Source organism: Cellulomonas sp. P5_C5, assembly GCF_054049655.1.
The window spans coordinates 77,895-97,920 of the sequence record NZ_JBFULY010000003.1; the positions used below are offsets into that span (position 1 = coordinate 77,895).

Here is a 20,026-nt window from a genome sequence, read left to right on the forward strand (position 1 = left end):
TGGCCGCCCGCGACCGCTCCGCCCGACGCAGCCCAGCCTCGCACCGAGCACCCACACGCAGCGCGGCACGGGGGCTCTGGCCGACCGGTCCCGTGCCCATCCCGACCGGCACCGTCGAGCTGATCCGCGACCTGGACGATCCCGACGGCGTGACCGTGCTGGTCAACGGCGTGCCCAGCTCCTACCTCGACCTGGTCGACCCCACCCGCCTCGTGTTCGAGTACATGCAGCAGATGGCCGCGGTCATCGACCGGGTCGGCGACGCCGGCGGACCGCTCGACGTCGTCCATCTCGGAGCCGCGGGCTGCGCGCTGGCGCGTGCCGTCGACGCGACGCGCCCCGGATCGCGGCAGCTGGCCGTCGAGCTCGACACCGTCCTGCCGGAGCTGGTGCGCGGCTGGTTCGACCTGCCGCGCTCCCCCGCGCTCCGGATCCGCGCGGGCGACGCCCGGGCCGAGCTGTCGAAGCTGCCCGACGCGTCGGCGGACGTCGTCGTGCGGGACGTCTTCGCCGGCGACACCACCCCCGACCACGTCCGCTCACGGGAGATGGTCGCCGAGGTGGCGCGGGTGCTGCGTCCGGGTGGCGTCTACCTGGCCAACTGTGCCGACCGACCGCCGCTGTCGGGGGCGAAGGCCGAGGGGGCCACGCTGCGCGACGCGTTCGCCGACCTCGCGGTCATCGCCGAGCCGGGCCTCCTGCGCGGGCGGGGCTACGGCAACGTGGTCCTGGTCGCGACCGACGACGTGGAGCTCCTGGGCTCGGCGCAGCTCGCCCGCGCGGTCCGCAGCCTCCCGGCGCCTGCACGCCTGCTGCACGGCGCCGAGGTGACCGCGTTCGTCGGGAACGCCGCTCCCCTGGCGGACCCGCCAGCATGACAGAGGGCCGCACCCGAGAACGGGTACGGCCCTCCGGACGTCAGATCAGATCGGGCGGACGCTCTCGGCCTGCGGCCCCTTGGCGCCCTGCGTGATCTCGAACTCGACCCGCTGGCCCTCGTCGAGGCTGCGGTAGCCCGAGGAGTCGATGGCGGAGTAGTGGACGAAGACGTCGGCGCCGCCGCCGTCCTGGGCGATGAACCCGAAGCCCTTCTCAGCGTTGAACCACTTGACAGCACCCTGTGCCATGTTCGTTTCCTTCTGTCCCACCGGTGACGGCGCGGACCTTCTGCCTACGCCGTGCCGCAATGCCTCACGTCCTGCACCGGGTGGCCCAGCCGAGGGCGACTGGTCGGAACCGACGCCCGGGCCGTGGGCCCGGATGACGGCGCCTGTCGAGCGAGCCGGTCAAGCGAGTACGTCACTGCAACGTGTGCATCCTTACATCGGGCTCGTGGGCGGCGCCACGCTTTCGCCCTGTCGGCTTACACGGTTTGACAACGATCTGGTAAAGGTCGGTTCTCAGGCCGGGCCGCTGTCGTCGCCCTGCTGCGCCAGGAAGCGCTCGAACTCGGCCCCCAGCTCGTCGGCCGTCGGCAGCTCGGTGGACCCGGCGAGCAGGCTCGTGCGGCCGATGTTTCGGGTGAACGAGTCGTACTGCTCCTCCAGCGCGTGCACGACGGCAGCGACGTCCTCGGAGCCCGTGACCTGCCGGTCGATCTCCTGCATGGCCTCGTCCGCGGCCGAGGTCAGGGCCGCGACCTGCAGGTCGAGCCCGGTCGCACGCTCGACGTTGGTCAGGGCCGCCTGGCTGGCCTGCGGGAAGGCCGACTGCGCGAGGTAGTGCGGCACGTGCACGGCGAAGCCGACGGCGTCGTGCCCGGACTGGCCCAGCCGCAGCTCGAGCAGGGCGCTCGCGCTGGCGGGGACCTGCACGGTGCCGAACCACGACGTGTGGTCGGCGACGAGCTCGGGCCGCGTCGCGTGCGCCGTGACCGACAGCGGGCGCGTGTGCGGGATGCCCATCGGGATGCCGTGCAGCCCGACGGTCAGGGGCACGTCGAAACGCTCGACGATCTGCCGCACGGCGGCCACGTACCGCTCCCACTGCACGTCGGGCTCGACGCCGTGCAGGAGCAGGAACGGAACTCCTGCCGCGTCCTGGACGAGGTCGACGACCAGCTCGGGCTCGGCGTACGACGCCCAGGTGGTCTGGTCGAACGTCATGACGGGCCGCCGCGACCGGTAGTCCAGCAGCTGGTCGACGTCGAACGTCGCCAGGCGTGTCGTCGGCAGCTCGTCGACCAGGTGCTCGGCGGCCAGCTGGCCGGCGTTGCCTGCGTCCACGAACCCGCGCACGGCGTGCACGAGCACGGGACCGGCGCCGTTCACCGTCCGCGCCTCGACCTGGGCGGCGACCTCGGGGTCGACGTCGTAGATCTCGCTCGGGTTCAGCATGGGTGTGCGCTCACTTCCGTCCGGGTTACCGGGACAACGCCCACCCGCCACGAGTTCTTCCCGGCGGTTCCTCCCGGGACGTCTTCCGGTCGGCGACCGGCGGGCCTTCCGGTCAGCGACCGGGCAGCCGCACGACCTCGACGAAGAACTCGTCGATCTGGCGGACGACCTCGATGAACCGGTCGAAGTCCACGGGCTTGGTGACGTAGGCGTTCGCGTGCAGCGAGTAGCTGCGCACGACGTCCTCCTCCGCCTCGGACGTGGTGAGCACGACGACCGGGATGGAACGGAGGTTGGCATCAGCCTTGAGCTCCTGGAGCACCTCGCGGCCGTCCATCTTCGGCAGGTTCAGGTCGAGCAGGATCAGGTCGGGGGTGGGCGCGTCGGCGTGCTCGCCCTCCTTGCGCAGGAACTCGATCGCGCTGACGCCGTCGGAGACGACCGACAGTCGGTTGCGGAGCTTGTTGTCCTCGAACGCCTCCCGGGTCATGAGCACGTCGCCCGGGTCGTCCTCGACCAGGAGGACGTCGATGATCTTGGTGCTGTTCTGCACGCGCTGTCTCCGTTCAGGGGGTGGGGTCGTCGGCAGCGGGGAGGGTCCAGCGGATGCTGGTCCCGACTCCCTCGGGCTGCTCGATCCAGATACGACCGCCATGGAACTCGACGATCTTCTTGCACAGCGAGAGACCGATGCCGGTGCCCTCGTAGATGTCCTTGGCGTGCAGACGCTGGAAGATGACGAACACCCGTTCCGCGTACTGCGGGTCGATCCCGATGCCGTTGTCTCGACACTCGAGCTCCCAGGAGTCTGCCACGCGCCGTGCGCTGAGGTGGACGGTAGGGGGCCGCGACGGGTCGCGGAACTTGATCGCGTTGCCGACCAGGTTCTGGAACAGCTGGGTCAGCAGGGGGTGCTCGCCGCGGACGACCGGCAGCTCGTCGTGCGTCACGACCGCGCCGGACTCCGCGACCGACTCGCTGAGGTTCTCCAGCGCGCCGGTGAGCGCCACCGCGAGGTCGACGTCGCTGACCTCGCCACCGACCCGACCCACCCGGGAGAAGCCGAGCAGGTCCTGGATGAGCTGCTGCATGCGCTTGGCCCCGTCGACGGCGAAGGCGATGTACTGATCGGCGCGCTCGTCCATCTGCCCGCCGTAGCGCTTCTGCAGGAGCTGGGTGAAGCTCGCGATCTTGCGCAGCGGCTCCTGCAGGTCGTGCGAGGCGACGTAGGCGAACTGCTCCAGGTCGCGGTTCGAGCGCCGGAGCTCCTCCGCCTGCTCGGTGAGGAGCTCGTGCGCCAGCGCGATCTCGGCCCGCGACGACTCCAGGACCTGCACCTGGTCGACGAGCGCGACCCGCATCCGCTCGACGTCGTCCGCGAGTGCGGCGATCTCGCCCGGGCCCACGGACGCGACGGGATGCCGGAGGTCACCCGAGGAGACCGCTCGGGCGTCGGTGGCGAGGGAGTCGAGCGGCTCGAGGATCCAGCGGCGCAGCGTCACCCACAGCGCGACGCCCAGCGCGACCGCCGCGAGGACCAGCAGCGCCACGGTCCCCGCTGCGACGAGGGTCCAGAACCCGAGCTCGCTGACCGCGGCCGCTCTCCGGTCACGCAGCAGGTCGATGTAGTCCTCCGCGGCGGCACGGGCCTCGTCGAAGAGCACCCGGCCCTGCTCGATCTCCTCCGTGGACACGGCCTCGACCCCGTTGGTGCGGACCTCGTCCATCACGGGGATGGCGAACTCCTCGTTCCAGCGCCGGCCCGCGTCGGCGGCCGCCTGCGCTGCCGCGGTGAGCTCCTCGTCGTCGCCCTGCGCCTCCCGCTCCGCGAGCGTGCGGAACGACAGGTCGTCGGCGGCGGACCGCTCGTACGGCTCGAGGGTGACCGGGTCCCCCGTCAGGGCGAACCCGCGCACGGCCGTCTCGGCGTCGACCAGCTGAATGAACGCGCCGTCGGCCTGGGTGATCGCGGTGAAGTACGTCTCGGTGACCGCCTCCTGGCGGTCGAACAGCCGGACCAGCACGAACACGGTGCTCAGCACGACGACGAGGAGCGCGGCGCCGGCCGCGATGATCACGGTCCGCAGCCGTCGGCGCAGCGTCGAGGAACGCCGCACAGGCGTCGAGGCAGCGCTCACGCACGCCACCCGAGGACGACCACGGCGGCGTCGTCGACGAGGTCACCGCCGTGCAGCTCCCGCACGTCGTGCAGCACCCGTTCGACGAGGTCGCCCTGGGCCGCCATCGCACCGTCCACGATGCGCAGCAGCCCGGTCTTGCCGACGCGGTCCTTGCTGCCGCGGATCGTTGCCTCGAGGACCCCGTCGGTGTAGAGCAGGATCCGCCACGAGGGAGGGAGCTCCAGCCGCACCGGCGACCAGCCACCGGGGACGGGGATGCCGAGGGCACGCCCCCGTCCGTGCGTCGGCAGGAGCGTCGACGGCTCGCCCAGGAGCAGCGGCACCGGGTGGCCGGCGAGGTAGAGGTCGACCGAGGCGCGGTCGGCGGCGACGTCCAGCATCGAGACCGTGGTGAACACCTCAGGCCGTGCACGTTCGGAGATCAGGACGCGTTCGAGCAGGCCGAGGATGTGGATCGTCGGCACCTCGGCGAGCACCAGGGTCCGCCACGCCGTCCGCAGGGTGGCCCCGAGGGCCGCCTCGTCGGGTCCGTGCCCGCAGACGTCGCCGACCAGGGCGAGGACGGAGCCGTCGGGCCGTTCGACGACGTCGTAGAAATCGCCGCCGAGCACGCCGTCGCGCCCGGCGCGGTAGCCGACGCGCACCTCGAGCCGCTGGTCGACCACGGACGGCGTGGGCAGCAGTGCCCGCTCGAGCCGGTTGACCTCCTCGGCGCGCACGAGACTGCGGTACAGGGCGCGGTCCGTGTCCTCGAGGCGGCGGCGCTGGATGGCGTAGCGCACCGAGCGGCCCAGCATCTCGCCGTCGACCTCGCCCTTGACGAGGTAGTCCTGGGCGCCCGCCGCGACGGCCTCGAGCCCGATGTCGGTGCCGGCTAGGCCGGTGAGCACGACGACCGCGGGCGCGCCGGCGGCCAGGAGCCGCTCGAGCGCGGCGATGCCCATCGCGTCAGGGAGTCCGAGGTCGAGCAGGACCAGGTCGACGTGGAGCCGGTCGATGGCTTCGTCAAGGGTGCGGACCCAGTGCAGGTCGACGTCCAGACCGGCGTCCGCCAGGTGCTCGCGGACGAGGACCGCGTCGCCCTCGTCGTCCTCCACGAGAAGCAGACGGACGGGGGCGGGTCTCGTCACCGGGCCGCGGCGGGTGTCGTCGGGGGCGGTGCGTGCGTCGCTCAACGGGCCTCTCCTCCCGACGGTTCACCTGCCTCTTCTCGACAGGACACCCGAATCGTAGGGGTCGGAAACCGGTGTCGCGCGCCATCTCACCCGGCCGCCCGCAGACCCCACCCGGTCGGCTGTGTGCGACACGGCCGCGAAGGTCGGATAATGGACGGCCGCTCCGGCGTCGCGTCGTCCCTCGACGTGCGCAGGGGCGGAGATACGCACGGCCGGTGTCCCCGGCGGAACGGAGATCGCCCAGGTGGCAGGCATGGACAACGAGCTGGCCGTCGAGCAAGGCATCGTCGACCAGCTGTACGGCCGGCTCGACGACCTGCGCGCGCAGACCCGGGCGCGCCTGGCCGACGTCCGGCGGGAGGGCCCGTCGGGCTCACCGCAGAACCGCAGCGAGCGGGACGCGTTCGCGACGCTCTACGAGGACCGCATCGGGCAGCTCGAGGCCGTCGAGGAGCGGCTCGTCTTCGGGCGGCTCGACCTGGACGACGACAGCCGCCGCTACATCGGTCGCCTCGGCCTCACGGACACCGAGCAGACGCAGCTGCTGACGGACTGGCGGGCCCCGGCTGCGCAGGCGTTCTACCGCGCCACCGCGGCGCACCCCGACGGCGTCGTCCGCCGCCGGCACGTCGTCACCCGTGGGCGGACCGTGACGAGCGTGGAGGACGAGGTGCTCGACCTCGAGCTGCTCACCGGGGACTCCGACGCGCGCCTGAGCGGCCTGTCCGGCGAAGGTGCCCTGCTGGCGGGACTGGCTGCGGGCCGCACGGGCCGGATGGGCGACATCGTCGCCACGATCCAGGGTGAGCAGGACGCGATCATCCGCTCCGAGCTGGGCGGGGCGCTCGTCGTCCAGGGCGGCCCGGGCACCGGCAAGACGGCTGTCGCCCTGCACCGCGCGGCGTTCCTGCTGTATGCGCACCGGCGCCTCCTGGAGCGCTCGGGCGTCCTGCTCGTCGGTCCGAGCCGCACGTTCCTGCGCTACATCGACCAGGTGCTGCCCTCCCTCGGTGAGACGGGTGTCGTCACGACGACCGTCGCGGAGCTCTACCCCGGGATCCAGGCGACGGCCACGGAGGACGAGGCCGTCGCCGAGCTCAAGGGCCGCGCTCTGTGGGGCAGCGTCATCGCCCGGGCGGTCCGCGACCGCGAGCGGATCCCCGCGCAGCCCGTGCACGTGCGCGTCGACGGCCACGACCTCGTCATCCGCCCCAACGACGTCGCCTCCGCCATGGCTCGCGCCCGGCGCAACCACAAGCCCCACAACCAGGCGCGCGTCTCGTTCGTGCGGGACATGCTCGGCCGCCTGGCCGAGCAGTACGTGCAGCAGCTCGGCCAGGAGGTGCCCGCCGACGAGCGCGGCGAGATCGTCGAGGAGCTGCGCACCACCCGGGAGATCCGCGTCGCGCTCAACCTGGCCTGGATGCCGATCACCCCGCAGAAGCTCGTGTCCGACCTCTGGTCCAAGCCGCACCGGCTCGCGTCCGCGGCACCGCAGCTCAGCCCGCAGCAGCGGGCGATGCTGGTGCGGGAGGCCGACGCGCCCTGGACGCCCGCCGACGTCCCGATCCTCGACGAGGCCGCCGAGCTGCTCGGCGAGGACGACCAGGCCGCCCGGGCCGAGGCGCGGGCCGCGACCGAGCGACGCGCGTCCGAGCTCGCGTACGCCCGGCAGGTCCTGGAGTCCACGGGCAGCGGCGGGATGGTGTCGGCCGAGATGCTCGCGGACCGGTTCGCGACGACCGGCCCGACCCTGACGACGGCCGAGCGGGCCGCCGCCGACCGCTCGTGGACGTACGGCCACGTCGTCGTCGACGAGGCGCAGGAGCTCTCGGCGATGGCGTGGCGGTCCTTGCTGCGACGGGTGCCGACGAGGTCGCTGACCATCGTCGGGGATGTCGCGCAGACCACCGCGACCGCCGGGGCGCGCAGCTGGGCGGCGCAGCTGGACCCGGTGCTGAGGTCGTCGTGGCGCCTCAACGAGCTGACCGTGAACTACCGGACCCCGGCCGAGGTCGCCGACACGGCCCGCCGGGTGGCCGTCGCGGCGAACCTGCCCGTGAGCCCGCTGACGTCCGCACGCGACGTCGACGACTCCTTGGTGGTCACCCGGGTGGTGGACTTCCCTGCCGCCGTCACGGAGAAGACCGAGAAGCTCGTGGCCGAGGTCACGGACGCCGAGGGTGCGGGACGGATCGCGGTGATCGCGGTGGACGCGCGGCTCGACGCGATCGGTGCCGCCCTGCGCGACGCCGGGCTGAAGCCTGCGCTGGGCACCGGGTCGAGCGCGGCGGACCTCGACGCACCGCTCGTCGTGCTCAGCCCGCGCGAGGCCAAGGGGCTGGAGTTCGACGTCGTCGTGCTGGTCGAGCCGGCCGAGGTGATCGACGCGAGCGCGGGCGATCTGTACGTCGCGATGACCCGCCCGACGCGCGCGCTGCACGTGCTCCACGACCGCCCGCTGCCCCGCGGCTGGGTCTGACCTGCCCGTCCCTCGCGTCTCACGCCTGTCCGAGGGCCGGACCGCTGTAGGCCTCGGGGGTCCTGGGGCGCACCATAGGGGCGTGCTGAAGGCCCTGCTGCTCGAGAACCTCCACCCCCAGGCTCGCTCGATCCTCGAGACGGCCGGCTTCGACGTGACGACCCGCACCGGGGCGCTCGACGAGGCCGAGCTGATCGAGGCTCTCGACGGCGTGCACCTGCTGGGCATCCGCTCCAAGACGCACGTCACCGCGGAGGTGCTCGCGGCGTCCCCGTCCCTGGTGGCGATCGGCGCCTACTGCATCGGCACCAACCAGATCGACCTCGCCGAGGCGGCTGCGCGCGGCGTCGCGACGTTCAACGCACCGTTCTCCAACACCCGCTCGGTGGTGGAGATCGCGATCGCGGACATCATCTCGCTGACGCGCCGGCAGACCGAGCTCGACCGGGCCATGCACGACGGCATCTGGAACAAGTCGGCGACGGGCGCGCACGAGATCCGCGGCCGCACGCTCGGCATCATCGGCTACGGCAACATCGGCACCCAGCTGTCCGTGCTGGCGGAGAACCTCGGCATGTCGGTCGTGTTCTACGACACCGCCGAGAAGCTGGCCCTCGGCAACGCGCGCCGCATGAGCACGCTCGACGAGCTGCTCGAGGCGGCGGACATCGTCACGCTGCACGTCGACGGCCGCAGCGGGAACGCCGGGCTGTTCGGGGCCAAGCAGTTCGCGCGGATGCGCCCGGGCGCGGTGTTCCTCAACCTCTCGCGCGGGTTCGTCGTCGACTACGCCGCCCTGCGCGACTCGATCGTCGCCGGGCACGTGGCCGGGGCCGCCGTCGACGTGTTCCCCGTCGAGCCGAAGCGCAAGGGCGACCCGTTCGAGTCGGAGCTGCGCGGGCTTGCCAACGTGATCCTCACGCCGCACACCGGCGGCTCCACCGAGGAGGCGCAGGAGGCCATCGGCCAGTTCGTGTCCAACAAGGTGCGCGACTACCTGGCCACGGGATCCACCACGCTGAGCGTCAACCTGCCGAACCTCGCCCTGGAGCAGCAGCCCGGCGTGCATCGCCTCGCCTACCTGCACCGCAACGTGCCCGGGGTGCTGGCGGCCGTCAACGCGACGCTCGCCGAGCACGGCGTGAACATCGAGGGTCAGCTGCTCGCGACCCGCGGGGACCTCGGCTACGTGGTCACCGACGCCGGTGCGCGGGTCGACCCCGCCGTGGTCGAGGCGCTGTCCACGCGCCCGGAGTCCGTGCGCCTGCGCCTGCTGTCCTGACGCAGCACTGAGGGCCCCGACCAGGTTCCTGGTCGGGGCCCTCAGTCGTGCAGGCTCAGGCGGAGCCGGACTTGCGCTGGAAGCGACGCTGCGAGGGACCCGCGGTCTCCGAGCCGTGCACCTGACCGGTGTTGGTCGAGCCGTCCGCGGTGCGGTGCTGGTTCGACTTCTTGCGCTCGAGCGCCTCGCGGAACTTCGCCTTCGTGTCGTCGCTCACCGCCGCCTCCGTGGTCGCCTTGTCGTCGTCCTGGGCCATGGGCGTCTCCTTACGATGCTGTGTGCCGTCGGACGTCTGCGCCCGCGACCTGCCCAGCCTGACCGACTCACGCGCGCGGCGCCACCTCTTCTCACGCCAGGTAGCGTCGGTCGGGTGCTCCCGGCCACCTTGCTCCCCCACCGGCGGGCCGGCGGGCTGTCCTGGCCGGTCATCTCCCTGGGCCTGTGGCAGAACTTCGGCGCGACGACACCGTTCGCGGACCAGCGCGCCCTCGTCCTGCACGCCGTCGACCGCGGAGTCGTGCACCTGGACCTCGCTAACAACTACGGCCCGCCGCCCTTCGCGGCAGAGGAGTCGGTGGGCCGCCTCCTCGCCCGTGACCTGCGCGGACATCGCGACGAGCTGCTGATCACGACGAAGGCCGGGTACCGGGCATGGCCGGGGCCGTACGGCGAGCACGGCTCCGCGAAGTACCTGAGGGCGTCGTTGGACGAGTCGCTGCGCCGTCTCGGCGTCGATGCGGTCGACGTGTTCTACAGCCATCGGTTCGACCCGAGCACGCCTCTGGAGGAGACGCTCGGCGCGCTCGACCGGGCCGTGCGTTCGGGCAAGGTGCGGCACGCCGGGATCTCGTCCTACTCGGCCGACCGCACGGTCGAGGCGCTCGCCGTCGCCCGGTCGCTCGGGCTGCGCCTCGCCGTCCACCAGCCGGCCTACTCGATGCTCAACCGGTGGGTCGAGCAGCCCGGTGCCGACGGCCGGTCGCTGCTCGACGTCGCCGGAGACGCTGCGATGGCCGTCGTCGCGTTCTCCCCGCTCGCGCAGGGCATGCTCAGCACGCGCTACCTGCACGGGGTGCCGGCCGACTCCCGGGCAGCCCGTGGCGGGCCGCTGCGGACCGAGTGGCTCACCGACGCGACCCTCCACCACGTGCGGGCGCTCGACACGATCGCCCGGGCGGGCGGGCGGACCCTCCCGCAGCTGGCCCTGGCGTGGGTGCTCCGGGACCCGCGCGTGACCTCTGTCCTGGTCGGCGCGCGCACCACGGCGCAGCTCGACGAGAACCTGGCCGCCGTCGCCCTCCCCCCACTGACGGACGACGAGCTGTCCGCGATCGAGCCGCACGCCGTCGACGCCGGCATCAACCTGTGGGGAGTCCGGTCCAGCGACCGCTGACTCAGCTCCCGACGGGCAGGTGTGTCGACCACCACCGCAGCACGTGCTCGAAGCGGACCGCACGGTGCTTCGGGTTGCCCGACCGCGTGAGCTCGTGCCCCTCGCCCGGGAACAGCAGCAGCTCCGCGTGGACCCCGCGGCGCTTCAGCTCGACGAACCAGCGCTGACCCTGCTCGACCGGGCAGCGCCAGTCCTGCTCCGAGTGGATGACCAGGGTGGGCGTCCGGACCCGGCCGACGTTCGCCATCGGCGACTGGGCTGCAAGGGCCGCGGCCCCCGCCTCGTCGTCGGCGTCGCCCAGGTACTCCAGGCCGAAGAACCAGCCGATGTCGCTGGACCCGACGAAGCTCACCGGGTCGAGGAAGCCGCGCTCGACGATCGCCGCCACGAACCGGTCCGTGCGCGTCGTCAGCCACGCGGTCAGGTAGCCGCCGTACGAGCCACCCATGACCCCGACCCGCTCGCCGTCCAGTGCCGGGTCCTCCAGGGCCGCACCGAGCAGGGCGAGGACGTCGTCGGTGTCGACCGTCCCGAAGCCCCGGTGGATCGCGAGGCCGTGCGCCCGCCCGTACCCGGAGGACCCGCGGGGGTTGCCCAGGACGACCGCGTACCCGGCCTCGGCCAGCACCTGGACCTCGTCGAAGAGCCCGTGGGTGTACTGCGCGAACGGACCGCCGTGGATCATCAGGATGGTCGGGTGCGGCCCGGAGCCGTACCGCTCCTCGTCGGGCGCCACCACCCAGCCGTGCACCTCGTAGCCGTCCGGCGCGGTGGCGACGAGCTCGACGGGGACACGCGTACGCCCGGTGGCACGCAAGGCGACCGAGAGGTCGGTGCGCGCCTCGACCGCTCCTGAGGCCGCGTCGACCCGGAAGACCTCACCGGCCGACGTCGGCGTCGCCGCGGTCACGACGACCCGCCCGGTCCCCCCAGCGACCGCTGCGCCGGACACGACGTGGGTGCCACCGACGAGCGTCGTCGCCGCGCCGTCGGCCGTGACGCGGACCAGGTGCGCGGCGCCGCGACGCTCGATGACGACCACCGCGTCCCCGTCCAGCTCCCCCACGAGGGCCGTGACCTGGTCCTCGTCGGGGTCCGTGAGGCGCTGCGGCACCGCGTCGGCGCGGTCGAGATCCAGCCGGTAGAGGCCCGTCTGGGTGGCGACGAAGTCCCGGCCCGTTCGGCCGAGGTCGCTGGCGAGGAACCAGAGGGTGCCGCCGTCGGCGGACGGCAGCACCGCGTCGACGCCGAGGGTGCTGCCCGCGTCCGCGTCGGTGACCGGGACCGGGGAGCCGGGGTCGCCGGTCGGCGACGCGACGACGCGCACCACGTCGCTGCGCAGGTCGGACTCGCGCGCGGCGTGCCGGGACGAGACCCCCACCAGGGCGGCACCCGACGGGAGCCACCGCACACCGCTCACGCCGGTGTCTCCCGTGGTCAGCCGCGACGGCTCGGGCGGCGTCGCCGGACGCTCGCCGTCCGTCGGGACGTCGACCACGAACACGTGCTGCGGGCGGTCCCGGAAGAAGCCCACGCCGTCCGACCGGTACTTCAGCTCCGTGATGTGCCGCGGGTCCTCGCTGCCGGGCTTGCCGTCGGCGGCGTACCGGCCCTCCTCGGGCACCCGGGCCACGTACGCGATGCGCGTGCCGTCCGGGGAGAACCGGGGCTCGGACGCGCCCAGGGGTGCGTCCGTCAGCCGGATCGGCTCACCGCCTGCCGTCTCGACGACGTGCACCTGCGGCTTGCCCTCGGGCTCCGCCCGCAGGAACGCGACCCACCGGCCGTCCGGGCTCACGTCCGGCGCCGTGTCCCGGTGGCCGCGGGTCAGCACGCGCGGCACCTCGCCGCCGTCGAGGTCGACGGACCAGAGATGGCCGACGTACTCGTCGACGGTCAGGTCGGGCTGGAGGACCGACACGACGGCGCGGGTGCCGTCCGCCAGGACCGCCGGCGCACCGGGGACACGCAGGAGCGCAAGGTCGCGAGGTTCCACCCGACGAACCTACGTGGTGCCGCCGACACGTGCAGGTCGCTCCGTGCCGCTCAGACCGAGCGGACGTCCTCGCCCGTCGGCGCGCTCTCGTCGTCGTCCGAAGGTTCTGTGCCCGGCTCCGAGTCCCGCTCGGCGCGCAGCACCGTGATCGCCGCCTCGAAGTCCTCGAGCGAGTCGAACGCCTGGTAGACGCTGGCGAACCGCAGGTAGGCGACCTCGTCCAGCTCCCGCAGCGGGCCGAGGATCGCGAGACCGATCTCGTAGGCGTCGATCTCCGCCGAACCCGCGCTGCGGAGCGTCTCCTCGACCTTCTGTGCGAGCAGAGCGAGGTCGTCCTCGCTGACCGGGCGCCCCTGGCACGCCTTGCGCACGCCACCGGCGATCTTCTCGCGGCTGAACGGCTCGGTGGCACCGGAGCGCTTCACGACCGACAGGCTGGCGGTCTCCACAGTGGTGAATCGACGGTTGCAGTGCGGGCACTGCCGGCGTCGCCGGATGGTGGAGCCGTCGTCCGAGGTCCGCGAGTCGACGACCCGCGAGTCCGGGTGACGGCAGAACGGACAGTGCACGGTGTCCCCCTTCGTGCTGGTGCGTCGACGCCTCGACATCGGGCAGGACGTCTGTCGACAGCGATCGCGTCGTGAACGCCTCCGTGACGCTAGGCCACGGGCCCCCGCGTCGCAAGGCGCCTCGTCGGGCGGCGCGCAGATCGTTCTCCGACGTAGAACGAGGTCGGTCGCGCGCTCGGCGAGCACAGACGCCGCGCGAGGCCGGCCGGCCGGGAACGCACGAGAGCGGCCACCCGAAGATGGCCGCTCTCGCGGGGACGCCCCCGTCCCAGGTCACGGACCGACTCGCCTCGGTGCCGCGCTGTACTGCGGTGAGCCCACGAGCTCACGCTCGTCGACCTCACACCTCCGGCAAGCCCCCCAGCTCGCCTTGTGAGGTAAGGCTAACCTAGCCGCCGCACGATCGGATGGCAACCGAGCCGCCGTCGAGGGGCGCTCAGCTCGCGGGGACGACGATCACCTGACCGGCCATCAGGCCGGCCTCGGGAAGCTCGTTCAGACGGACCAGGTCGACCACGACGTCCCGGACGTCCTCGGACGGCGCGGCCACCGACTCGGCGATCTGCCACAGGGTCTCCCCCGGCTGGACGACGTGCCGCACGACCTCCTGCGCGGAGACGGGGCCGTCGGCGGACGCCTGGCTCGCGACCAGGTTCGTCAGGACGACAGCGACGGCGGCGAGGATCCACAGCACGGCGCGGCCGCGCGCGGTGAGGCGCAGGTGCGCGGCGGACGGGGCCGAGACGTGCGCGCGCGGCGCGGCGGAGACCGCCACCCGGTTCGCCGTCCGGCTCGACACCGGGTTCGACACACGGTTCGACACCCGGTTCGGCATCGCCGGTCCCATGACCATCGCGCTCATCACGTCCCTCGTTCCTGCTCGGCCCGGCTGCCCGGGGTACCGCTCCACCAGCCGCGTCAGCGCCGACCCGAGGTCGAACGCCTGTTCGTCGAACGTCTGTACGATGTCTACCAGCATCCGAGGACACTGTCGAGACACGATCGAACAGATGTTTGATCTTCAGCCCCGACTTCCCTAGGCTGGCGATGCAGCACAAGCGCACCACGAGGCACTGACATCGCCGCCGGGATCCCCCGTCGCCGCAGGTCAGGACCTCGCGGGCGGGAGCAGGTACAGGCGGAGAAGGCCGGGCGTGCTGCGCGGCGGCCGCCGGACGGAGGAGGAGCGCAGTGACGGACTCAGGGGACACGTCCCAGCCCGAGAAGGACCTGGCGACGGTCCACACGCTCCCGGACGGGGCGCCCGGATCCGACGGCCTCACCGCGCGCCAGCGCCTCGTGCTGGACACCATCCGGTCGTCGGTGGAGTCCCGGGGCTACCCGCCGAGCATGCGGGAGATCGGGGAGGCCGTCGGTCTCACCAGCCCGTCGAGCGTCAAGCACCAGCTCATGGCGCTCGAGCGCAAGGGGTACCTGCGCCGCGACCCCAACCGCCCGCGCGCCATCGAGGTCGTGCACGCCGACGACTCGCGCGGCGTCGGCACCTGGACCGCGCCCGACGGCAGCCGCTCCGCCTTCCCGGACCAGGGGGACGGCGAGCGCCTGCCCGCTCCGTCCTACGTGCCGGTCGTCGGCCGGATCGCGGCGGGCGGGCCCATCCTGGCGGAGCAGGTCGTCGAGGACGTCTTCCCGCTCCCCCGCCAGCTGGTCGGCGACGGCGACCTCTTCCTGCTCAAGGTGGTCGGCGACTCGATGATCGACGCCGCGATCTGCGACGGCGACTGGGTCGTGGTCCGGCGTCAGCCGGTGGCCGAGAACGGCGAGATCGTGGCGGCGATGATCGACGGCGAGGCCACGGTCAAGACTCTCAAGCGCATCGACGGCCACGTCTGGCTCATGCCGCACAACCCGGCCTACTCGCCGATCCCGGGTGACGAGTCCACGATCCTGGGGCGCGTGGTGAGCGTCCTGCGCAGCCTCTGACACTCCGTCGTCGGGCCGCACCTCTGTCGGGGTGCGGCCCGACGTGCGTCAGAAGCCGAACTGACGAGCCACCGAACGCACGGCGTCCGCAGACTTCCGCAGCCCCGCCAGCTCCGCGTCCGACAGCGGTACCGGCAGTCGTTCGCCCACGCCGTGCGCTCCCACGATCGCGGGGACGGACAGGCAGACGTCGCTGATCCCGTGGAAGTCGTCCAGCAGCGAGGACACCGGCAGCACGCGTCGTTCGTCCTTGACGATGGCCTCGATGATCCGGGAGCCGGCCAGTGCGACGGCGTAGTTCGTCGCGCCCTTGCCCTCGATGATGCGGTAGGCCGAGTCGACCACCTCGTGCGCGATGCGGTCCCGCACCTCCGCGGTCAGAGGCCCGCTCCCACCGCGGCCGGTCCACTCCAGCAGCGGGACCGAGCCGATGCTCGCCGACCCCCACAGCGGCAGCTCCGTGTCCCCGTGCTCGCCGGCGATGTACGCGTGCACGTTCTGCACCGCGACCCCGGTGTGCTGCGAGATGAGGTAGCGCAGCCGGGACGAGTCGAGGACGGTGCCGGACCCGAACAGCTGCGACGGCGGAAGGCCGGAGATCTGGAGCGCGGCGTAGCTGACCACGTCGACGGGGTTGGTCACCATCACGTAGACGGCGTTCGGCGCCACCTCGACGAGGGCCGGCAGGACCTTGCGGACCAGCCCGATCGTGGCCTCGGCGAGATCGAGGCGCGACTGGCCGGGCTTCTGCTTGGCCCCGGCGGTGAACATGACGACGTCGGCGTCCGCGCACACCGCGATGTCGTCGGAGCCGACCACCTCGGCCATCGGCATGAACTGGATGCCGTGCCCGAGGTCCAGCGCCTCGGCCTCGACCTTCGCCGCGTTGATGTCGTAGAGCGCCACCGACCGGGCTGCACCGCGCAGGAGAGCCGCGTAGGCCATGGTCGACCCGACCGCCCCCGCACCCACGATCGCCAGCTTCGAGGTCCGCCTGCCGCTGCGGAACGGGGTCAGGCCGATGTCTTCCAGGTCCAGGCTCTCGGTCATCTCCCGAGGCTAACCGGGTGCGGCGAGCCGCTGCAGCGCGGAGACGGCCACGGCACGGTCCGTCGTGCGCCAGAACGCCGGCAGCGACCGGGTCAGGAAGCTGCCGTAGCCGGCCGTCGCCAGCCGGGGGTCGAGCACGGCGACCACCCCCCGGTCCTCGCTCGTGCGGATCAGCCGCCCCGCGCCCTGCGCGAGGAGCAGCGCCGCGTGCGTCGCGGAGACGGCCAGGAAGCCGTTGCCGCCCGCCTTCTCGATCGCGTCCGACCGCGCGGAGCTCACCGGGTCGTCCGGCCGCGGGAACGGGATGCGGTCGATGATGACGAGCCGGCACGTCGCGCCCGGGACGTCGACGCCCTGCCAGAGGGAGAGCGTGCCGAACAGGCACGTGGCCTCGTCGGCGATGAACTGGGAGACCAGGGTCGGCAGCTGGTCGTCGCCCTGCGCGAGGATCGGCACGTCGAGCCGCTCGCGCATGGCGGCGGCCACGGCGTTGGCGGCGCGCCGTGACGAGAACAGCCCGAGCGTCCGCCCGCCGGCGGCCGTGATGAGGTCCGCGATCTCGTCGAGCTGCGCGTCCGTCGCCGGCTCGCGACCCGGCTTGGGCAGGTGCCGAGCGACGTAGAGGATCCCCTGCCGGGGGTAGTCGAACGGGCTGCCGACGTCGAGGCCGCGCCACGGCACGCCGGCCGGCGCGGTGGGCTCCTCCCCTGCCAGCGACGTCGGACCGACGGGCTCGGCGTCGGGCCGGACCTCGAGCCCGACCGCGCGGGCGATCGGGTCGAACGAGCCACCGAGCTCGAGCGTCGCGGACGTCAGCACGCCGGAGCGCCCCGCGAGGAGGTGGGTGCGGATGAGGCCGTTGACCGCGAGCGGCGCCGCGTAGAGGCGGGTGAGCACGGAGCCGCGCCGGTCCTCGCCGCGGCTGCACCACAGGACGGTGTGCCGGTGGTCCTCGGGGTCCGCCGCCATCCGGTCGGCCACCTCGTACAGCGCGAGCATCGTGGCCTGCGCGACCTTGCGACCGCCCTCGGGGGGCACGTTCGGGCCGGTCTCCGGCTTGAGCACCGTGAGCAGGGCGCGGGTGGCGTCGCGCACGCTGGCGACAGCGTCCCGGGCCGCCGGGGGCAGCCCGTCGCGGAACCGGGCCTCGGGCAGCCCGACCAGGACGGTGGCCAGCGCCTGGCTGGCCGAGTCGAGGTCGGTGGTCGGGACGCCGCCGTGCCGACGCGCGAGCCGGGCGGCGTGCTCGATGGTGGCGACGGACAGCTCGGAGGTCGCCTGTGCCGTCACCCGGTCCGTCAGCTCGTGCGCCTCGTCGACGATGAGCACCTGGTGCTCCGGCAGCACGCCGGGTGAGCCCGAGGCGGCGATGCCGAGCATCGCGTGGTTGGTGACGACGACGTCGGCCTCCCGCGACGCGGCCTTCGCCTTCTCCGGGAAGCACTCGGCGAGCATCGGGCACTTGCCGCCCAGGCACTCCAGCGAGGTCACGGACACCTGCCGCCAGGCCCGGTCGGTGACGCCGGGCACCAGGTCGTCGCGGTCGCCGCTGTCCGTCTCGTCGGCCCACTCGCGCAGCCGCAGCACCTGCTCGCCGAGGCTCTCGGACAGCGCCGACGCCCCCGTGCGCGCGGGAGCGGGGTGCTCTGCGGCGCCGGCGTGGTCCCCCAGGTCGAAGAGCGTGCCCGTGTCGTCGTCGGGGTACCCGCCCGCGACCTTGTGCACGCACACGTAGTTGTGCCAGCCCTTGAGCAGGGCGATCGCGGGCGTGCGCGGCAGGTGGGGCTCGAGGGCCTTCGCGACGAGCGGGAGGTCGCGCGTGATGATCTGGCGCTGCAGCGCGAGGGTCGCGGTGGAGACGATGACGTGCTCGTTCTCGAGGACCGCGTGCCGCACGGCGGGGACCAGGTAGCCGAGCGACTTCCCGGTGCCCGTCCCGGCCTGGACGAGCAGGTGCTCGCCCTTGTCGATCGTCTCCGCGACGGCGACGGCCATCTCGTGCTGCCCGTCACGACGGACCCCGCCGAGCGCCCCGACCGCGACGTCGAGGAGCGTCTCGACGGAGGGGTCGGCGTCTGGCACCGCGTCAGCCTAGTGGCGGCAGAGCACGCTCAAGAACGGGCCTGTGCAGCGGCTTCCAGCTCGGCGGCGAGACCGGCGTCGACACGCGCACGCAGGGCCGTCCCGTCCGCGGTGTGCTCCTCCGACTGGATGTCGCCGTGCTCGTGCACCCGGCTCACCAGGTCCCCGCGGTCGTACGGGACGACCAGGTCGACGCTCACCCCGGGCCGCGGCAGCTGGTCGGCGACCAGCGCCTGCAGCTCGTCGATCCCCTCCCCGCTGTGCGCCGAGACGACGATCGAGTGCACCTCGCGCGAGCGCAGCCGGGCGATCGCCTCGGGCGTCGCGAGGTCGGCCTTGTTGAGCACGATGATCTCGGGCACGTCCATCGCGCCCGGGATGTCCGCGAACACGTGCCGCACGGCAGCGATCTGGCCCTCGGGATCGGGGTGGGACGCATCCACGACGTGCAGGATGAGGTCCGCGTCGGCGACCTCCTCCAGCGTGGAGCGGAACGCCTCGACCAGCTGGTGCGGCAGCGCGCGGACGAAGCCCACGGTGTCCGCGAGCGTGTAGATCCGTCCGTCGACCGTCTCCGCGCGGCGGACGGTCGGGTCGAGCGTCGCGAACAGCGCGTTCTCGACGAGGACCCCCGCGTGCGTCAGCCGGTTGAGCAGCGACGACTTGCCCGCGTTGGTGTAGCCGGCGATGGCCACCGACGGGATCGCGTGCTTCTTGCGCGACGCCCGCTTGGTGACCCGGCCCGGCTCCATGGCCGCGATCTCGCGGCGCAGCTTGGCCATGCGGTTGCGGATGCGTCGCCGGTCGAGCTCGATCTTCGTCTCACCGGGACCACGTGACCCCATGCCCGCGGCCGCACCGCCGACCTGACCACCGGCCTGCCGGGACATCGAGTCGCCCCAGCCGCGCAGGCGCGGGAGCAGGTACTCCAGCTGCGCCAGCTCGACCTGCGCCTTGCCCTCCCGGGACTTGGCGTGCTGGGCGAAGATGTCGAGGATCAGTGCGGTCCGGTCGATGACCTTGACGCGGACGATGTCCTCCAGCGCGCGGCGCTGCGACGGTGCGAGGTCGCCGTCGACGACCACGGTGTCCGCACCGACGGCTGCGACGAGCGTGGCCAGCTCGGCGGCCTTGCCCGATCCGAGGTACGTGCCCGGGTCCGGCTTCTGCCGGCGCTGGAGCAGCCCGTCGAGCACCTGCGAGCCCGCGGTCTCGGCGAGCTGCGCGAGCTCACGCAACGAGATCTCGGCGTCGGTGACGGTGCCGGAGCCCCAGACTCCGACGAGGACGACCTTCTCCAGGCGCAGCTGGCGGTACTCGACCTCGGTGACGTCCTCGAGCTCGGTGGACAGGCCCGCGACCCGGCGCAGCGACGTGCGCTCCTCGAGCTCGAGCTGGTCCCCGTCGTAGGACGAGTGCACGGTGCCGCCGGCGTGCAGCGTGGTCCCTGCCCTGGCGAGCACACGGGCCACGACGTCGTCGGCCACCTCCTGCGCGGAGCGCGTGGGCGGGGCGTCCTCGGTCTGGCTGGTGGTGTGCTGCGGGTCGGTCAAGGGGTTCCTCGTCTCGTCGGGTG

17 protein-coding genes are annotated in these 20,026 nt (G+C 72.8%); 5 read left to right on the top strand and 12 right to left on the bottom strand.

The features are described from left to right. The first annotated feature begins 92 nt into the window (after nt 1-92). On the top strand, nt 93-878 hold the full coding sequence (locus ACXJKF_RS03795; RefSeq protein ID WP_456786410.1) for a spermidine synthase: 786 nt from the start codon (nt 93-95) through the stop codon (nt 876-878). A gap of 45 nt (nt 879-923) precedes the next feature. Here ACXJKF_RS03795 and ACXJKF_RS03800 read toward each other — a convergent pair whose 3' ends face one another. The 5 genes from ACXJKF_RS03800 to ACXJKF_RS03820 form a co-directional block, all read right to left on the bottom strand. Next, nucleotides 924-1,127 carry a cold-shock protein gene (locus ACXJKF_RS03800; protein ID WP_055921997.1) on the bottom strand — a complete coding sequence of 68 codons (204 nt, stop codon included), beginning with the start codon at nt 1,125-1,127 and terminating at the stop codon, nt 924-926. A gap of 273 nt (nt 1,128-1,400) precedes the next feature. Next, a complete protein-coding gene (locus ACXJKF_RS03805; protein WP_456786411.1) occupies nt 1,401-2,336 on the bottom strand; it encodes a PAC2 family protein in 936 nt (311 codons plus the stop codon). A 112-nt stretch (nt 2,337-2,448) separates the two neighbouring features. Next, nucleotides 2,449-2,889 (bottom strand): response regulator, encoded by a 441-nt coding sequence (locus tag ACXJKF_RS03810; RefSeq protein ID WP_456786412.1) that lies wholly within the window; start codon nt 2,887-2,889, stop codon nt 2,449-2,451. 13 nt (nt 2,890-2,902) lie between these two features. Further along, nucleotides 2,903-4,474, bottom strand: coding sequence for a sensor histidine kinase (locus ACXJKF_RS03815; protein ID WP_456786413.1), 1,572 nt, complete (start codon nt 4,472-4,474; stop codon nt 2,903-2,905). After that, the gene (locus ACXJKF_RS03820) at nt 4,471-5,652 is read right to left on the bottom strand and encodes a PP2C family protein-serine/threonine phosphatase (protein WP_456786414.1); all 1,182 of its coding nucleotides are present in this window, start codon (nt 5,650-5,652) and stop codon (nt 4,471-4,473) included. The genes ACXJKF_RS03815 and ACXJKF_RS03820 overlap by 4 nt, the downstream gene beginning before the upstream one ends. 253 nt (nt 5,653-5,905) lie before the next feature. On the opposite strand from ACXJKF_RS03820, the gene ACXJKF_RS03825 reads away from it, so the two are divergent. Beyond that, nucleotides 5,906-8,134 (top strand): HelD family protein, encoded by a 2,229-nt coding sequence (locus ACXJKF_RS03825; RefSeq protein WP_456786415.1) that lies wholly within the window; start codon nt 5,906-5,908, stop codon nt 8,132-8,134. A gap of 82 nt (nt 8,135-8,216) precedes the next feature. After that, the gene (gene serA, locus ACXJKF_RS03830) at nt 8,217-9,416 is read left to right on the top strand and encodes a phosphoglycerate dehydrogenase (protein ID WP_456786416.1); all 1,200 of its coding nucleotides are present in this window, start codon (nt 8,217-8,219) and stop codon (nt 9,414-9,416) included. A 55-nt stretch (nt 9,417-9,471) separates the two neighbouring features. On the opposite strand, the gene ACXJKF_RS03835 is transcribed toward serA, so the two are convergent. Beyond that, a complete protein-coding gene (locus ACXJKF_RS03835) occupies nt 9,472-9,672 on the bottom strand; it encodes a DUF5302 domain-containing protein (RefSeq protein WP_055922009.1) in 201 nt (66 codons plus the stop codon). 114 nt (nt 9,673-9,786) lie between these two features. Between ACXJKF_RS03835 and ACXJKF_RS03840 the strand changes: the two genes are divergently transcribed. Then, nucleotides 9,787-10,809 (top strand): aldo/keto reductase, encoded by a 1,023-nt coding sequence (locus ACXJKF_RS03840; protein WP_456786417.1) that lies wholly within the window; start codon nt 9,787-9,789, stop codon nt 10,807-10,809. Between the two features lies 1 nt (nt 10,810). Here the strand turns inward: ACXJKF_RS03840 and ACXJKF_RS03845 are convergent, their stop codons facing one another. The 3 genes from ACXJKF_RS03845 to ACXJKF_RS03855 form a co-directional block, all read right to left on the bottom strand. Beyond that, complete coding sequence (locus tag ACXJKF_RS03845) at nt 10,811-12,805, bottom strand: alpha/beta fold hydrolase (protein WP_456786418.1); 1,995 nt, start codon at nt 12,803-12,805, stop codon at nt 10,811-10,813. Nucleotides 12,806-12,855: 50 nt separating this feature from the next. Beyond that, on the bottom strand, nt 12,856-13,374 hold the full coding sequence (gene nrdR / locus ACXJKF_RS03850) for a transcriptional regulator NrdR (RefSeq protein ID WP_456786419.1): 519 nt from the start codon (nt 13,372-13,374) through the stop codon (nt 12,856-12,858). A 436-nt stretch (nt 13,375-13,810) separates the two neighbouring features. After that, complete coding sequence (locus ACXJKF_RS03855) at nt 13,811-14,353, bottom strand: LysM peptidoglycan-binding domain-containing protein (RefSeq protein WP_456786420.1); 543 nt, start codon at nt 14,351-14,353, stop codon at nt 13,811-13,813. Nucleotides 14,354-14,565: 212 nt separating this feature from the next. Here ACXJKF_RS03855 and lexA point away from each other — a divergent pair, with 212 nt between their 5' ends. Further along, nucleotides 14,566-15,318, top strand: coding sequence for a transcriptional repressor LexA (gene lexA, locus ACXJKF_RS03860; protein ID WP_456786421.1), 753 nt, complete (start codon nt 14,566-14,568; stop codon nt 15,316-15,318). 48 nt (nt 15,319-15,366) lie between these two features. On the opposite strand, the gene ACXJKF_RS03865 is transcribed toward lexA, so the two are convergent. The 3 genes from ACXJKF_RS03865 to hflX are packed head-to-tail and all read right to left on the bottom strand — an operon-like array spanning nt 15,367 to nt 20,003. Then, the gene (locus tag ACXJKF_RS03865) at nt 15,367-16,368 is read right to left on the bottom strand and encodes an L-lactate dehydrogenase (protein WP_456786422.1); all 1,002 of its coding nucleotides are present in this window, start codon (nt 16,366-16,368) and stop codon (nt 15,367-15,369) included. 9 nt (nt 16,369-16,377) lie between these two features. Then, nucleotides 16,378-18,450 carry an ATP-dependent DNA helicase gene (locus ACXJKF_RS03870; RefSeq protein ID WP_456786423.1) on the bottom strand — a complete coding sequence of 691 codons (2,073 nt, stop codon included), beginning with the start codon at nt 18,448-18,450 and terminating at the stop codon, nt 16,378-16,380. Nucleotides 18,451-18,479: 29 nt separating this feature from the next. Continuing rightward, nucleotides 18,480-20,003: a GTPase HflX gene (hflX, locus tag ACXJKF_RS03875; protein WP_456786424.1), complete on the bottom strand. Its 1,524-nt coding sequence runs from the start codon at nt 20,001-20,003 to the stop codon at nt 18,480-18,482. Between the last annotated feature and the right edge of the window lie 23 nt (nt 20,004-20,026).

Bases quoted from the DNA above. Each gene is read 5' to 3' on its own strand.
- ACXJKF_RS03855 (WP_456786420.1), bottom strand. From the start codon at position 14,353: ATGCTGGTAGACATCGTACAGACGTTCGACGAACAGGCGTTCGACCTC.
- ACXJKF_RS03865 (WP_456786422.1), bottom strand. From the start codon at position 16,368: ATGACCGAGAGCCTGGACCTGGAAGACATCGGCCTGACCCCGTTCCGC.
- ACXJKF_RS03835 (WP_055922009.1), bottom strand. From the start codon at position 9,672: ATGGCCCAGGACGACGACAAGGCGACCACGGAGGCGGCGGTGAGCGAC.
- ACXJKF_RS03825 (WP_456786415.1), top strand. From the start codon at position 5,906: ATGGACAACGAGCTGGCCGTCGAGCAAGGCATCGTCGACCAGCTGTAC.
- ACXJKF_RS03805 (WP_456786411.1), bottom strand. From the start codon at position 2,336: ATGCTGAACCCGAGCGAGATCTACGACGTCGACCCCGAGGTCGCCGCC.
- ACXJKF_RS03800 (WP_055921997.1), bottom strand. From the start codon at position 1,127: ATGGCACAGGGTGCTGTCAAGTGGTTCAACGCTGAGAAGGGCTTCGGG.